At 52.2% G+C, this 15,615-nt stretch carries 15 protein-coding genes; 11 read left to right on the top strand and 4 right to left on the bottom strand.

The features are described from left to right. Positions 1–157: 157 nt before the first annotated feature. Together LKH74_RS04330 and LKH74_RS04335 are read right to left on the bottom strand one after the other, a co-directional pair. A complete protein-coding gene (locus LKH74_RS04330; protein ID WP_135366993.1) occupies positions 158–991 on the bottom strand; it encodes a DNA-binding domain-containing protein in 834 nt (277 codons plus the stop codon). Further along, positions 991–2,286, bottom strand: a complete 1,296-nt coding sequence (locus tag LKH74_RS04335; protein ID WP_135366992.1) for a sensor histidine kinase — start codon at positions 2,284–2,286, stop codon at positions 991–993. The genes LKH74_RS04330 and LKH74_RS04335 overlap by 1 nt, the downstream gene beginning before the upstream one ends. 107 nt (positions 2,287–2,393) lie before the next feature. Between LKH74_RS04335 and argF the strand changes: the two genes are divergently transcribed. The 4 genes from argF (at position 2,394) to LKH74_RS04355 (ending at position 7,631) form a co-directional block, all read left to right on the top strand. Continuing rightward, complete coding sequence (gene argF, locus LKH74_RS04340; protein WP_135366991.1) at positions 2,394–3,392, top strand: ornithine carbamoyltransferase; 999 nt, start codon at positions 2,394–2,396, stop codon at positions 3,390–3,392. Positions 3,393–3,406: 14 nt separating this feature from the next. Beyond that, the gene (arcC, locus tag LKH74_RS04345; protein WP_287788365.1) at positions 3,407–4,336 is read left to right on the top strand and encodes a carbamate kinase; all 930 of its coding nucleotides are present in this window, start codon (positions 3,407–3,409) and stop codon (positions 4,334–4,336) included. Between the two features lie 111 nt (positions 4,337–4,447). Beyond that, positions 4,448–5,995, top strand: a complete 1,548-nt coding sequence (locus LKH74_RS04350; RefSeq protein WP_135366989.1) for a YfcC family protein — start codon at positions 4,448–4,450, stop codon at positions 5,993–5,995. 667 nt (positions 5,996–6,662) lie between these two features. Next, positions 6,663–7,631 carry an aldo/keto reductase family protein gene (locus LKH74_RS04355; protein ID WP_135366988.1) on the top strand — a complete coding sequence of 323 codons (969 nt, stop codon included), beginning with the start codon at positions 6,663–6,665 and terminating at the stop codon, positions 7,629–7,631. 83 nt (positions 7,632–7,714) lie between these two features. On the opposite strand, the gene LKH74_RS04360 is transcribed toward LKH74_RS04355, so the two are convergent. Then, positions 7,715–8,476, bottom strand: coding sequence for an SDR family NAD(P)-dependent oxidoreductase (locus LKH74_RS04360; protein WP_287788366.1), 762 nt, complete (start codon positions 8,474–8,476; stop codon positions 7,715–7,717). A 120-nt stretch (positions 8,477–8,596) separates the two neighbouring features. Further along, positions 8,597–9,211, bottom strand: coding sequence for a TetR/AcrR family transcriptional regulator (locus LKH74_RS04365; protein WP_287788367.1), 615 nt, complete (start codon positions 9,209–9,211; stop codon positions 8,597–8,599). Positions 9,212–9,327: 116 nt separating this feature from the next. Between LKH74_RS04365 and LKH74_RS04370 the strand changes: the two genes are divergently transcribed. From LKH74_RS04370 to LKH74_RS04400, 7 genes are all read left to right on the top strand, one after another. Continuing rightward, positions 9,328–9,984: a hypothetical protein gene (locus tag LKH74_RS04370; protein WP_287788368.1), complete on the top strand. Its 657-nt coding sequence runs from the start codon at positions 9,328–9,330 to the stop codon at positions 9,982–9,984. A 213-nt stretch (positions 9,985–10,197) separates the two neighbouring features. Further along, positions 10,198–11,385 (top strand): NAD(P) transhydrogenase subunit alpha, encoded by a 1,188-nt coding sequence (locus LKH74_RS04375; RefSeq protein WP_287788369.1) that lies wholly within the window; start codon positions 10,198–10,200, stop codon positions 11,383–11,385. 2 nt (positions 11,386–11,387) lie between these two features. After that, a complete protein-coding gene (locus LKH74_RS04380) occupies positions 11,388–11,702 on the top strand; it encodes an NAD(P) transhydrogenase subunit alpha (RefSeq protein WP_125575806.1) in 315 nt (104 codons plus the stop codon). Beyond that, positions 11,699–13,114: an NAD(P)(+) transhydrogenase (Re/Si-specific) subunit beta gene (locus tag LKH74_RS04385; protein WP_287788370.1), complete on the top strand. Its 1,416-nt coding sequence runs from the start codon at positions 11,699–11,701 to the stop codon at positions 13,112–13,114. The genes LKH74_RS04380 and LKH74_RS04385 overlap by 4 nt, the downstream gene beginning before the upstream one ends. A 220-nt stretch (positions 13,115–13,334) precedes the next feature. Then, positions 13,335–13,709: a GntR family transcriptional regulator gene (locus LKH74_RS04390; protein ID WP_135366984.1), complete on the top strand. Its 375-nt coding sequence runs from the start codon at positions 13,335–13,337 to the stop codon at positions 13,707–13,709. Further along, positions 13,702–14,412 (top strand): ATP-binding cassette domain-containing protein, encoded by a 711-nt coding sequence (locus tag LKH74_RS04395; protein WP_287788371.1) that lies wholly within the window; start codon positions 13,702–13,704, stop codon positions 14,410–14,412. Before LKH74_RS04390 ends, LKH74_RS04395 begins: the two co-directional genes overlap by 8 nt. After that, complete coding sequence (locus LKH74_RS04400) at positions 14,405–15,169, top strand: ABC transporter permease (RefSeq protein WP_135366982.1); 765 nt, start codon at positions 14,405–14,407, stop codon at positions 15,167–15,169. The genes LKH74_RS04395 and LKH74_RS04400 overlap by 8 nt, the downstream gene beginning before the upstream one ends. Positions 15,170–15,615 lie beyond the last annotated feature (446 nt).

Genomic DNA, 15,615 nt, shown 5'->3' on the forward strand with positions numbered 1-15,615 from the left:
TATACGTGAAAATGAAGGGGTGGCAAAATAACTGTCCTGGCCAGCCAGCATTGGGTGAGGGGAGTCAGCAACTAATTTGGCTGAAAGAGGCTAGGTCACTAATCTCAGGATTGGATGAGTGGCCTAGCCCTTTTCATACGCCTTGTTTGGCACCGCGTTACACTTCTTGAACCAGCCCGTCAAAGAACCGCTTCAACGAGGTCTTGCCGCCGGTCGTGCGGGTGCCCTCCAGCAGCAACATTTCACTACGCACGTTTTTGTACTCGTACAAGGTATTGGCGTATTCGACCACGATTTCGTCGCCCATACCGTCCAGACTGATGTTGGCCAGATTGGTCAGGCCCGTCTTGATGGCGCGGCGAATGCGTTGGAACATGATCTTCTTTTCCCGGTCGTCGATGTGGTAGGCGGCGTTGAAGTCGATTTCGCGAAAGCTCAGGTTTTGGTCGAGCATGATCTGGGCCACCGCCAGGATGTCGGAGGAGCCCGCCTCGGAGGTGATGCCCAGAAAACGTAGAATAGAAAGAATCTTTTCCTTTTGTTGTTGCTTCTGATCCACGACCGGGGCCGTGGCGACCGCACCGCCGCCGACCAGCGACTGGATGTTATTGAGCTTGGTGGCCATCTGCACGCTTTGGGCGACCTTTTCGACCACGGTCTTCACCTCAATGACGTTGATGGGTTTATCAATGAAGAATTCAATGCCCGCTTCATAGGCCTCGGCACGCAGATCACTGTCCTTGACCTGAGAGATCATGATGGCGCGCAACGCGGGTTTGAGCGCCTTAAGTTTCTTAACGAGTTCAATGCCGGAAATGCCCGGCATCAAGAGGTCGGCCAAGACAATGTCCACGTCCATCAACATGATGTCGGCCAGGGCCTTTTTGGCGTCGTGGGCAATGCCGACCACCGTATTGTCGGGGTTCTTTTCTAGGATTTGACGCAGAATCATGGGAATCGAGGGGTCGTCATCAACAATGTAGAAATTCATTAGGCATCTGCCTCCTGTTCTAAGCGTTTTTTACTGAGTTTCACGGCAAAATTCGTCCCCTTGCCCAGCTCGGAATCGACGTGAATGTCGCCGTCAAATTGCTCTTGGGCAATGATCTTCACGTGTGACAAGCCAATGCCGCGGTAGACGTCGCCGTTTTCATTGAACTTGGTGGTAAAGCCGGGCTGAAAGATCATGGCCAGCGTGTCGGGGTCCATACCACTGGCGTTGTCACTGACGTTAAGCAAGATGTCGTTGCCGCGGTCCACGACGCTGACCACCACGGTGCCGCTGGGCTGGTCCGCCATGGCGTCGACGCTGTTGAAAATCAGATTGGATAAAATCGAGACCAGGTAGTAATGGTTGGGCACCATCAGATCCACGTGGTTGTGGACCTCAATCGTCACGTTAGGAAACTTGGGCTTGATGGATTCCCGGATGTAGTCGGTCGTGACCTTAAGGATATCTGCGAGCTGCATGGCCGTATCGTGGTCGTCATTGAAATAATCGCCCAGGCCGCGAATCACGTTTTGATAATCCTTCTTGATCTCATGAACGTCGCGGGCAATTTGGAGGGCCTTATCGCGTTCGGCCTCACTGACGTTGGCCTGTTGCAGGTCCTGATTCAGGGTGTAGGCGTTCTTCATGACGTTTTCAATCTCGCTGATGTTTTTGCGCATGAAGTAGACTTCGCTGTTGACGGCCGAGGCAACCCAGATGAAATGGTAGTAGCGCTGTTCATGGTTTTCCTGACGCAGCATCAGTTGGAAGTAATGGTAGAGAAAGGCCAACAGGCAACTGACGGTGCTGCGAATCAGGGCGGTGACGAAGAGAATTTGAAAGAGTTGGTAGGTGTAGTGCGCAAAGCCGGTGAGCAGGCTGACTTCCAAGAGGTTGGCGACGTAATCGCAGAGCACGATGGTTAGGAAAAAGGTCGTGTTGCTTCGTTGGCCGCGACGCCAGTACAACAGGTAATATAGCAGGCCGTAACAGAGGTAAAATGCCATGTCGGCCAAAATATAAATGACGTTATCGTGCGAATTCACGTCGTGGCTGATGAACAGCAACAGCCCACGAAACACGGGTGAGGCGATGGCCACCGCTACCGTAAGCGAGATGGGGTTGAAGTCGCGGTTGAAGTACAAGATGACCGGCAGGATGAAGACGGACAGGGTGACGATGAATCCTGGGGCATATGTTTGAAAATTCACTTGCGAGGCTAAAGCAATACAAACCGCGGATAGCAAGATGCGCTGGTAACGCTCGTGGGTAAAGAAACGGGACTGCTTAAACATGAATTGGACTCCTTAGAAAAAGTTTTAACAAAGTTTTGAAGATCTGTGAAGTTTTATGAAACCGCTTACTATACTTATGATTGTAAATAACAAAGGAGGAACTTACAATGTTTAATCTTCGTAATCGTAGCTTTTTAACTTTATTGGACTACACCCCTAAGGAAATGGGCTTCTTACTGCAATTGGCAGAAGACTTGAAGAAGGCCAAATACGCCGGGACGGAACAACAAAAATTAACGGGTAAGAACATTGCGTTGATCTTCGAAAAGAGTTCCACGCGGACGCGCTGTGCCTTTGAAGTCGGTGCGCACGACCAAGGCGCCCACGTCACTTACTTAGGACCAACCGGGACCCAAATGGGCAAGAAGGAATCCGCTGCAGATACAGCTCGCGTGTTGGGCGGTATGTACGACGGGATTGAATATCGTGGGTTCTCCCAACGGACGGTCGAAACGTTAGCCAAGTATTCCGGCGTGCCGGTTTGGAACGGCTTGACCGATGAAGACCACCCGACTCAAGTGCTGGCGGACTTCTTGACGGCTAAAGAAGTACTGAAGAAAAACTACAGTGACATTCACTTTACTTATGTGGGTGATGGCCGCAACAACGTGGCCAACGCCTTGATGATCGGTGGCGCAATCATGGGGATGACCTTCCACCTGGTTTGCCCAAAGGCCTTAAAGCCAACTAAGGAACTGCGGGACAAGGTCAACGCCATTGCGGCCAAGACCGGAGCGGACATCTTGATCACCGATGACATCGACGAAGGGGTTAAGGGCTCTGACGTGCTCTACACCGACGTTTGGGTCTCCATGGGTGAACCAGATTCCGTTTGGAAAGAACGGATCGAACTGTTGTCACCATACCAAATCAACAGCGAAATGATGAAGAAGACGGGCAACCCGAACGTGATCTTTGAACACTGCCTGCCGTCCTTCCACAACGCCGAAACCGGTGTGGGTAAGGAAATCGCTGACAAGTACGGCATCACCGAAATGGAAGTGACCGACGAAGTCTTTGAAAGCGATGCTTCGGTCGTCTTCCAAGAAGCTGAAAACCGGATGCACACCATTAAAGCAGTGATGGTCGCAACCTTAGGCGAATAATCGGAGGCAGACACATGGCTAAAATCGTAGTGGCTCTAGGCGGTAACGCCTTGGGCAAATCTCCAGAAGAACAATTAAACTTGGTGAAGCACACGGCCAAGTCCTTGATTGGCCTGGTAGCGGCCGGCCATAAGGTGGTCATCAGCCACGGTAACGGTCCGCAAGTCGGGGCCATCAACTTGGGCATGAACTTTGCCGCCGAACACGGCCAGACTGCGGCCTTCCCATTCCCGGAATGTGGGGCCATGAGTCAAGGCTATATTGGCTATCATTTGCAACAAAGCTTGCACAATGAGCTCCACCGCCAGGGCATTCAAAAGGATGTCGCTTCGGTGGTCACCCAGGTCGAAGTCGACGAGAGCGATCCGGCCTTTGACCACCCGACCAAGCCAGTGGGTTCCTTCTACAGCAAGGAAGCGGCCGACCAGATCGTGGCCGAGAAGGGCTACACCTTTGTGGAAGACGCTGGCCGCGGGTATCGGCAAGTGGTGCCGTCACCGTTGCCAAAGTCGATCATTGAAATCAAGAGCATCAACGACTTGATTGAAAATGACAACTTGGTCATCGCTGGTGGCGGAGGCGGGGTGCCCGTCGTGACTACGGCAGACGGCCTTAAGGGCGTGCCAGCCGTGATCGACAAGGACCGCTCCAGTGCTCTGTTGGCCGCTAACATTTCGGCAGACCAACTGATTATTTTGACCGCCGTGGACGATGTGTACGTCAACTACGGCAAGCCAGAACAACAAGCACTGCGGGAATTGTCTAGTCAAGACGCGCAACGCTACATTGACGAAGGTCAGTTTGCGCCCGGCAGTATGTTACCGAAGATCGAGGCCTGCCTGGGCTTCGTAGCTGGCGGTAACGGACGGATGGCCCTGATCACGTCACTCGATCACCTCGACGATGCCTTAGCGGGCAAGGTCGGGACGTTGATCAAAGCTTAAGTCATTAAATTAACGGAACGTGGTCCAATTGTGCGGAGATGTTGGTGACACCCGTTCTTGGACCACGTTTTGTGTTGGCTAAGCCATCAATCACTTTAAGGGGTGAACTTAATGGATGCATCAGTAGAACCAAAGCCGAAGAAGAAATTCAAATTACGGATGCCCGGCGCGTTTGTGATCTTATTCATTCTGACCATCGTCGCCGTCATTGCGACCTGGGTCATTCCGGCCGGCTCATATTCTAAGCTATCATACAGTGGGTCGCAGCTTCAAATCTCGCGGCCATCCGGGAAAACGGTCAAGGTCCCGGCAACCCAAGAACAGCTGGATAAGCTGGGCGTTAAGATCAACATCAAGGAATTTACGTCCGGTGGCATCACCCAAGAAGTCTCGATTCCCAATACGTACCACCGGCTGAAACAACGGCCGGCTGGTCTGGGCGCCATTACCAGTAGTATGGTGCGCGGGACCATCGAGGCCGTGGACATCATGGTATTTATCTTCGTCTTAGGGGGCCTAATTGGCGTGGTTAAAGCCAGTGGGGCCTTCGAATCCGGCTTGATGGCCTTGACGAAAAAGACCAAGGGCCACGAATTTATGTTGATTTTCCTGGTTTCCATCCTGATGGTCCTCGGGGGTACGCTCTGTGGGATTGAAGAAGAGGCCGTGGCCTTTTACCCAATTCTGGTGCCTATCTTCATTGCGATGGGCTACGACTCGATCGTCTGTGTGGGGGCCATCTTCCTCTCCAGTTCGGTCGGGACGGCCTTCTCGACCATCAACCCGTTCTCCGTCGTAATCGCGTCAAACGCGGCCGGTATCAACTTTACCGAGGGAATCAGTTGGCGGATCGGGGGGTTGGTCGTCGCCGCCATCTTCGTGATTTTCTACCTGCACTGGTACAGCAAGAAGGTCAAGGCAACGCCGTCGTTCTCCTACACTTACGAGGACAAGAGTTCCTTTGATAAAATGTGGTCCGTGGCCTCCGATGACACCAGTAATCAAGCCTTTACGCTGCGCAAGAAGATCATCTTGATCCTGTTCGTCATCACGTTCCCCATCATGGTGTGGGGCGTTATGTCACAGGGCTGGTGGTTCCCAACCATGGCCTCGTCATTCCTGCTCTTCGCGATTATCATTATGTTCATGACCGCTACCGGGAAATATGGTATCGGTGAAAAGGGCGTCGTGGATGCCTTTACGAACGGTGCGGCCAGTCTGGTCGGGGTTTCTCTGATCATCGGGCTCGCGCGGGGCATCAACCTGGTCATGAACGAAGGGATGATCTCGGATACCATCCTGCAATACTCGTCATCACTGGTGGCACACGTGAGTGGTTCGGTCTTCATCATCGTTATGATGCTGATCTTCTTCGTCTTGGGCTTCATCGTGCCATCCTCCTCTGGCTTGGCTGTGCTGGCGATGCCAATCTTCGCGCCATTGGCCGATACGGTCGACATTCCGCGGTTCGCCGTGGTAACGGCCTACCAATTCGGGCAATACGCGATGCTCTTCTTGGCCCCAACCGGCTTGGTCATGGCCACCCTGCAGATGTTAGACATGAAATACTCGCACTGGTTCAAATTCGTTTGGCCAGTCGTCGCGTTCGTGTTGGTCTTCGGTGGCGCCATCCTGGTGATGGAAGTCATGTTCAGTTAAAGGTTGAAGGACAGAAATTAGCTAGAATTAGTGTCACTGTACGACTCATGGCGTTAGGATTAGTCGCTGACCGCGTCATAGCAGAAACTGGTCGCCTACCGTTCGCCAAATATGGGTTGGAACGCTGGGGCGGACGGGCCGAGCCAAAGGACGGTCTCGGCACCTCGCTTTGAGCCGAAGCCCACGTCTCAAAGACGCCAGTTGTCTAAGCGGCCTGAATCGCGCCGCTAAGACAACTCCCACGGCTGAACCCATATTTGGCGAACTCTCGGCTAAGGTAGTGCTTGCCAATAACAATTAGCTTACCCCTTGGTAGCAGCGAATTTATTAGCTAGCTTTCGACCAACACAGTGTTCCTAATAGATGGCAACTTGCCGGAAACTTGGCTTCACCGCGTTTAGGTGTCCGAACACCGCCATTCCGGCATCACCGCGTTAATTCTATTTTCAACCTTTAGTTAAATATTACTGCCAACTATCACAGCAGAACGATTTGAATCAACGGGAAAGGTCGACTTGCGGGTCGGCCTTTTTGATGTGGGTGTAAGCTTAGACACAGGCAGCAGGAAATTTATTGAATAAATTACGCGCCACCACCAATAAAAACTGATAAACTAAAGATATCGACAAAAATAAAGCGGTTACATAATTTCAAGGAGGAGTTAGACATGAAGTATCGGCATTTAGGTAAATCAGGGTTGCGCGTCAGTGAATTGGCGTTGGGCAGTTGGATGACGGACGTTAGCGACGGTGCCAAGCAGGACCTGGCGGCGCAGAGCATTAAGTTGGCCTATGAAAAGGGCATCAACTTCTTTGACTGCGCGGACGCCTACAGTGGTGGCGCGGCTGAACGGTTCTTAGGCAAGACGCTCAAGCAATTTCCGCGCAAGGAACTGGTCGTCTCCAGCAAGGTCTTCTTCCCGACCGGCGATGGCGTCAACGACCGTGGCCTGTCGCGCAAGCACATCACGGAATCCGTGAACCAATCGCTGACGAACCTACAGACGGACTATTTGGACCTGTACTTTTGTCACCGCTTTGACCCGGAAACGCCGCTGGCAGAGACCTTGAGTACCCTGAGCGGCTTGGTCGACCAGGGGAAGATTTTGTATTACGGCGTCAGCGAATGGCGGCCAATTCAGATTCTTGAGGCGCAACTAATTATTCAGGAACGGGGCCTACACCCAATGACGGTGGTTCAGCCGCAATACAACATGTTCGACCGCTACATCGAACACGAACTGCTGGACGTTTGCGAAAAATTAGGCTTGGGTGTCGTGCCATTTTCGCCGCTGTCTCAAGGTTTGTTGACGGGTAAATACCGCAAGGGTCAACCGATTCCGGCTGGCTCACGGGCCACGTACCAAGGCCAGATCAAGGCGTTACTGACCGATGACAACCTGGACAAGGTGGAGGCGCTAATCAAGATGGCCAAGGAATTAGACACCGACCTGGCCACGTTTGCCTTGGCCTGGGGCTTGCGTGATTCCCGAATCTCCAGCTTGATTACCGGTGCCAGCAAGCCGGCGCAGTTGCAAAACAACTTGAAGGCACTGGACTTAGAGATTCCGGCTGAGTATGACCAACGAATCAATCAGTTATTTGGGTTTAAGAAGTTCTCGCGGCAAATCGGCTAATACGTAATCTGATTCAATGAAAATAGAGTTCTCCACGTAATTGTTCGTGAAGAACTCTATTTTTTCTACTATTGGTTAGAATGCTATTCTTTAATTGATTGGCCGCCATCAATGACTAGTTGGGCACCGGTAACGAAGCGACCTTCATCGGAGGCCAAGAATAGAGCAGCATAAGCGACGTCTTCTGGTTGGCCTAAGTAGTGTAACGGAATGTTGTCGACGACTTGCTTTTTGATTTCAGGATTATCCGTGAAGTCCTTAATCATTGGTGTTTCAATGAATCCCGGATGAATGGAGTTGACTCGAATGTGATCAGGACCAAAGTCTTTGGCTGCACCCATTGTCAGCAAACGAGTGGCGCCCTTAGACGCGGCGTAAGCGCTGAAACCACCAATCCCATGAATACCAGCAAGTGAAGAAATGTTCACGATGGAACCGGCGCCTTGTTTCTTCATCGCGGGAATGACGTGTTTAATTCCCAGCATGTTGCCTAAGGCATTGATATTCATAACTTTATCCCACTCAGAAACGGAGAGTTCTTCGGGTGGTAACTGGGCGCCAGTAATGCCGGCATTATTGATTAAAATATCAATCTTGCCAAATGCTGCCAGCGTCTGATCGACCACAGCTTGCCAGGAATCTTCACTAGAAACATCTTGGGTGATAGCGAGCGCCTCATGTCCCTCGTCCTGAATCGCTTTAACAGTAGCAGTTAAGTCATCTTCGAGTACGTCTGTGGCAACAACTTTAGCCCCTTCTTTGGCAAATAACTGGGCTTCGGTAGCACCTTGACCGCGGGCAGCCCCCGTAATAATTGCAACTTTACCCTGTAAACGTCCACTCATAAGAAACACCCTTTCTAAGTTATCATTTGTGATTACGCTTACATTCTATAAAAAAATAGGCGTTGGCGTAAATTTTAATCAAAGGTGCCACCTAAAATAGATGCGTAAATGGCACACTAATTAATTAAGTGTGCCATTGCCGTTTTGCAGAATTTTTTTGTGAATAGTCTGATTGTTGAGTGTAAAGAAGGGGGCTACAATCAGTTGATAATAGAGATAGGCCATCTCACTGGCTGGTTCCTGAAAGTCGTGACGAATCCAGTCAGTGATTAAGGCTTGAGCACCATAGCCCAGGCAATGTAGTACCAAATCAGTTGCGCGACGGGGGTCAATGGTGCTGGCTGGAGCGAGTTCCCTTAATCGTTGTTCGGTAATGCCGCGCGAATTGGTGATAATGGCCGTGGTGAAGTTAAAATGACTACTAGTGCTCAGAAACTTTAATAGGGCATGATGGGCATCCAGATAACGAAAAAGATGCGCCACAAATGCGGTGTCGGCCCATTTGCTGGCAGAAAAAAGTGGCACGAATAACTGCAAAGTATCATTCCAGAGTTGATGTTCCAAGGCAGCGATTAGCGCATCGATGCTGGTATAGTAACGGTAAAAGGTTCTGCGAGAAATACCGGCTTGTGCCGTGACGGCCACTACCGTGAGTTTTTGGTTAGGAGCTTGCTCCAGCACGGTCATGGCGGCCGTTATAATTTTCTGTTGCGTTAATTGTTTTTTAGTCAGCATAATTTTCTCCAGTGAAATTCGTCTAAATTAGCCTGATTATAGCATGGATAGCGGTACAGTGTGGTATCCTTATTATTCGTAAGCCCCCGCGTAAACGGGGAAAAGGAGGGACCACTTTGGCATTAACGACCGCCAAAAATTATTTATTACTGACTGAACGCATCGACAAGCGGCCCATGCTGCGGACCCGGTTCACGACACAGGCCTACTTGGTCTTGGCCGCTGTCTTGGACTTGGTGGACCAGGGCATCTTGGCCGCAAATGCTGGGCAGATGACGATTGCCGATGCGACGCGGTTTGACCAGCTGCCGCAGTACTTGAACGCCTTTAAGATTCGGCTGACGAGTGATTTGGCCCAAGATTCGCAGCTGAAGACGGCGTTGAAATTGGTCACCAGTTGGGACATCGTCAATGCGCTTTACGACGGCATTGGCGCCGAGACGCTGGCGGAGCAGACCACCGAGCGGGTGATTTTCCAAAACAACCTGAAGCCCCACGTCATCTATGAACCCACGGCTGCGAGTCGCCAGACTGTCATCACGGCGCTGAAACAGCAGCTGCTGAGCGCCCGGCCAACCACCGCAGCGGTGAATCTGTATCTGATTCTCGCCCAACAAGGCGCGCTGGCCTGGCTGTATTCGGCCGATGAAGTGGCGCAACTGCAGGCAGCCGCCGTCCAGCACACCGACTGGGGGACGGTTCAAGACCTGGTCAGTTTAGCGGCTGAGATTATCCAAGCGAAAAAATTTGAAATGGACGGCTGGCTGAGCTAAGGCCAGTTGGTCGTCAAGTGAGGGCCCTTCGTTAAAATAACGAGGGACTCTTTTTTTGTGCCACTGAATCGTTCAGAAGGTTGATAAATCAACAAATTACCCCATTGGACGGTATCCTTATTAACTGAACAATTATGCAGGTTAGGCTTGTTTTAGCTTGGCGCGCGACATATGATGGAATTGTGAAGTAATTCTCAAAAGGAGATGGGTGGCATGTCATTAACGATTGCTGCTTTACGAGAAGCGCCGGGAGAAAACCGGGTCGCCCTCTCGCCAGAAGTCGTGCGTAAATTGGTAAAAGGTGAGTTTCAAGTCCTGATCGAAACGGGGGCTGGCGACCGGTCCTTCTATCCGGACGCCGTCTTTGAGGCCGCGGGGGCCAAGATTTGTGACCGCCAAGCCGCGATTCAAGGCGCGGATGTGTTGGCCACGATTGGGCAACCCGGCAAGGACGTCGTCGATCAGCTGAAGGCCGGCCAGACCTTGTTAGGGTTGTTACAACCACTGACGGATCTGGACTATGTGCAGGAGCTCGCAGCCAAGAAAGTCAATGCGTTGGCCTTTGAACTACTGCCCCGGACCGTGTCGCGGGCCCAGACCATGGATGTCTTGAGCTCGCAAGCCAGTGTGGCCGGGTACAAGGCCGCGTTGCTGGCGGCCGACCGGTTTTCACGGTATTTACCCATGATGATCACGGCTGCCGGGACCGCCAAACCTACCAAGGTATTGGTCTTGGGGACCGGGGTAGCTGGCCTACAAGCCATCGGGACGGCCAAGCGGCTGGGCGCGATGGTGTCGGGCTATGACATTCGACCGGCCTCTCGTGGTGAAGTGGAATCGCTGGGAGCCACGTTTTTGACGACCTCCGTTTCCGCCACTGGTGAAGGCGGGTACGCGCGCGCCTTGACGCCAGAAGAAACGGCGCAACAACAGGCTGAGTTAGCCGCCTTCATTGCGCAAAACGACGTCATCATCACGACGGCGCAGGTTCCCGGACGGCGGCCACCGCTGCTGGTCACCCAGAAGTCCGTGGATGCGGCCAAGGCCGGTACCTTGTTCATTGACTTGGCAGCCAGTGCCCTCGGTGGCAACGTGGCCGGGTCCCAACCGGACAAGACGGTGACGACGGCCCAGCAGGCCCAGATCATCGGCGCCGGGGATATGGCCAGCCAGTTGCCCGCCTCCGCCTCGGATATGTTTGCTAAGAACGTTCAGGCGGTCTTAAGTGCCATCGTTCAGGACGGTAAATTGGTCTTGGACGTGGACGATGAGGTGATTGGTGAGCTGTTGGCCACGACCAATGGTGAAATTATCAGCAGTCGGGTTCGCGACGCGCTGAAATTGCCGGCGCGCCCAGCGGCTAAGCCAGCAGAATCAACCGAAACCAAAGGAGTTGATTAGGCATGAGTCAGGAATTATTTACGAATTTAGCCATTTTTGTTCTCAGTCTATTAGTGGGATTCGAAGTCATGAGTAAGATTCCCGCGACCCTGCAAACGCCCATGATGTCTGGGGCCAACGCGATTCACGGCGTGGTCGTGGTCGGGGCCTTTGTCATTGCCGCGGAAGCCAACAGTGCGCTATTTTACGTGCTGGCCTTTCTCGGGGCCTTCTTTGCCGCAGTCAACGTGGCTGGTGGTTACACCGTGACCGACCGGATGTTGGGCATGTTTGACCGGAAACCGGCCGCGAAGAAGGGGGAGGCTGAGCAGAAATGAGTGCGCTACAAACAGTTTCAGCGTTAATTTATTTAGTTTCGGCGGTCTGCTACGTCTTAGGGGTCCACTTGATGCGTTCGCCTAAGACGGCCCGGCGGGGGAATGGCCTCTCCGCCGTGGGGATGTTTCTCGCCGTTATTACAATTATTGTGACGATCGTGGTCGAGGGCAAGATTGATGCCATCGGCTGGATCGTCTTGTTGCTGGGCCTAGCGCTGGGAATCCTTTACGGGGTCGTCAAAGCACGCAAGGTGCCGATGACCGACGTGCCCCAGTTGGTCAGCCTCTTCAACGCCGTGGGTGGTGGCGCGGCTGCCACGATTGGGATCTTCGACTATCTGTTGAAGGGCGACGGCGCTAATCTGAGCGTGGCCTTTTCGCTACCAGTCTTGCTGGACGTCATCATCGGGGGCATCACGTTCTCCGGGTCACTGATTGCGACGGGCAAGCTGTCCGGTCACGTTTCCGGGAAGCCAATCAGTTTTCCGGGCGCTCGGCTGCTAAACATCGTCGTGGTCCTGGCTATTCTGGTCTCGGCCTACCTGGTGATCGGCTTGCCGACCAACGTTTGGTACGTCACGCTGGCGTTAGCGATGAGTCTGGTCTTTGGCCTGCTGATGACCTTACCAATCGGTGGGGCGGACATGCCCGTGGTCGTGTCGCTGTTAAACGCCTTCACCGGGTTGGCTGTGGCCTTTGCTGGTTTTGTCATTAACAACCAGGTCCTGATCATTGCCGGGGCCTTAGTCGGGGCCGCCGGAACCATTTTGACCTTACAAATGGCCGATGCCATGAACCGTTCCGTGGCCAACATCTTGGCCGGAGGCTTTGGGACGGGCGATAGCGACGGTGGCGCTGCTGCGGCCGATGTGCCTGTCGACGTGAAGGAGACTTCCGCCGACGACATTGGCCTACAACTGGCCTACGCCCACAGCGTCATGATCGTGCCAGGCTACGGGTTAGCCGCCGCGCAAGCCCAACACGAGGTTGCCGAATTGGCCAAGGTCTTGACGGACCAAGGCATCGTGGTCAATTACGCGATTCACCCGGTTGCTGGGCGGATGCCTGGACACATGAACGTGCTGCTGGCCGATGTCAACGTGCCGTATGACCAAATGAAGCAGTTGGATGACGCCAACCCACTGTTTGAGAGCACCGACGTGTCCTTGGTCATTGGGGCCAACGACGTCACGAACCCACTGGCCCGCGAAAGTGGCAACGCCATTTCCGGAATGCCAATCTTGGACGTCGACAAATCTAAGTCGGTCGTGGTCATCAAGCGGTCGATGAGTACCGGGTATGCCGGCGTGCAAAACCCACTGTTCGCCATGGACAACACACAGATGTTCTTCTCCGATGCCAAGAAGGGGCTGCAAGAGATTGTGGCTGCGACGAAGCAGTATTTGGCGTAATCAAGAGTGGGCCAACTGGCGGTTAGCTGGTAGCGCCGATAGTCAAATCTAAGGATTTCAGTGAAAAACGCGTCCTAACAAAATTCGTCCTGGTCGACGAACGCTGTTGGGGCGCGTTTTTGTAACCGATTGTTCTCATTTTAGTAACAGAGGGGTTGCCAGACCTGCGTCCCTATGTTATAGTGTACTAGCGAAATATAACACTAGGGAGGTAGGACAAATGCAGTTCGATGATAAGGTGCCAATTTATTACCAAATCAAAAATTATCTTTATCATGAAATGATGACCGGTCAGCTGAAACCCGGGGATAAGTTGCCGGCAGTTCGCCAGCTAGCGGTCGATCTCACGGTCAACGTGAATACGGTGCAACGCGCACTCGGGGAAATGATTACGGAGGGTATTCTGGAGTCCAAGCGGGGCAAGGGCAACTTCGTCACGATGGATGAACCCCGGATTACCCAGTTAAAGGAGCACTTGGTCATGGAGCAGTTGGAGCGAGTCTACGAACAATTACATGCATTGAACTTAACCGATGAACAAATCATCGAGAGCTTGAAACGATTTATCGCCCAAAGGAGGCAGCAGAATGACTAATGTGTTAGCAATCGAACAACTCACTTACAAGCACAATTTGAAAACGATTTTGAATAATGTAGATTTGACCTTGCAGACGGGTAAAATCGTGGGCCTCCTGGGCGAAAACGGCGCGGGGAAGACCACGTTGATGCGTCTGGTGACGGGCAGTGCCAAAGGGTCTGGGACCATCGCCGTGTGTGGTGACAGTGTGGCTGCCCACCACAAGAGTCACGTCAGTTTCACCGAACAACTGCGGGGCTTCAAGAGCAACACCCGAGTGGACCGCGTTGCCAATTTTTATCGGCTGGTCTACCCGGATTTCGATGGCCAACGCTTTGAAGAGCTGGTTACCTTCCTGCAGATTGACACCAGCCTGAAGCTGGGTGCGCTGTCCAAGGGGATGAAGGAAAAGGTGGTCATCGCCTTGACCCTAGCGCGGCAAACGCAGCTGTACCTGCTAGACGAACCCTTCAGTGGCATCGATTCCATGAGCCGCAAGAAGATTATTAGCAGTATTATCAAATGGAAGCCAGCCGACGCTACCATGGTCATTTCCGACCATTACGTGGCTGAGATTGCGCCGATTTTAGACGAGGTCGTCATCGTCAAGGACCAAACGATTTACGCCCATAAGGCCAGTGACGCCATTCGTGAAGAATTTGGCATTGGGATTGAAGCTTACTACGAGAGTTTGTATGAAGGGAGTGTCAGCCATGACTAGTTTTGGCAAAGTCTTTCAAGTGATGAGTCGCGAACGGTTCCGGACCACCAACAAAATCCTCTTGGCCGAACTGGCCGTGATGGCTGGAACGTTACTGTGGAGCGTGGTGACCCGCGGTATTCAAAGCGGTGAGTTCTTCGGCGTGGCAGCGGCTTGGTCGGGACCGGCGTTCCTGGCGGCCTTTATTTTCATGAGTGTGGCCAACGAACACGTTTATACCCGCGACACTTACCGGTTGATTCCGATTGGGGAAACGAAATTATATCTCACGAATTTGTTATCATCCTTCTTGATGTTCCTGTACTTCGGTGTGATTCAGGTCGTGCTTTACGCCATCACCAGTACGATTGATGCCAAGTTCTTGAACAGCCTATTTGCAGATCTGATGGATCCTCGCTATCCGTTGGGTGAGGCCATCAAGGTTGTCATTGGCCTGGGGCTGATGGGGCTCGCGCTGGTCGTTCTCGGCTGGACGACGATTTCGCTGGTCCACCTGGTGGTCAGTGCCACCAACAACTTCCTGCCCAATGTCAGTCGACGGGCCATTGACACCGTGCTCTACATCATCGTCATCTACCTGGTCGTGCGCGTGGCGGCCTTCATGATGCATGAGTTCAATAACTTGAGCGACATGATGAGTGCTAGCGGTCAGACGCTGTTCGGCATGAACATTGTGGGCTTCCTGGTCATTGCGGCGATTGAAGCTGTCATCAACGTGGTCCTGCTGAAGAAGTGGGTTGAAACGATTCCGAATTAATCAGTGGAATAGAAATTGCTAAACGAGAGTGGAACGGCTGCCTTTTGGCGCACGTTTCGGCCATTTAAATTGACGCATAAGGGTCTGGGATGTTTTATCCCAGGCCCGTTTTTGTGGGTGAATGGTTTTTTAAAGTGATGTTTGAAATTAGTGAAAAATTTTAAATTGCTGTGCATGTAACGAAAGTACGGGATCGGGTCTTCTTGTAGGATCATGCACAAGTTCAATAGAAATTATTTGCTAAAGAAGCTAGATACGTGTGCGTCAGTACTAGGTATTCAATTTTTTTGAATGGAGTATCCATTTTTATTTGATTGAATATTCACAATATAAGCATAATAATAGGGCTGTATAAGAGATTGAAGCTTTAATTTATAAAAATTGTTCTTTGAAGGGAGTTGGAATAGAAGAAGTCAGCAGAGCAATGAAAGCGCAATCATCGAATG

This window comes from Levilactobacillus sp. (genome assembly GCF_022646225.1).
GTDB classification, from domain to species: domain Bacteria; phylum Bacillota; class Bacilli; order Lactobacillales; family Lactobacillaceae; genus Levilactobacillus; species Levilactobacillus suantsaiihabitans.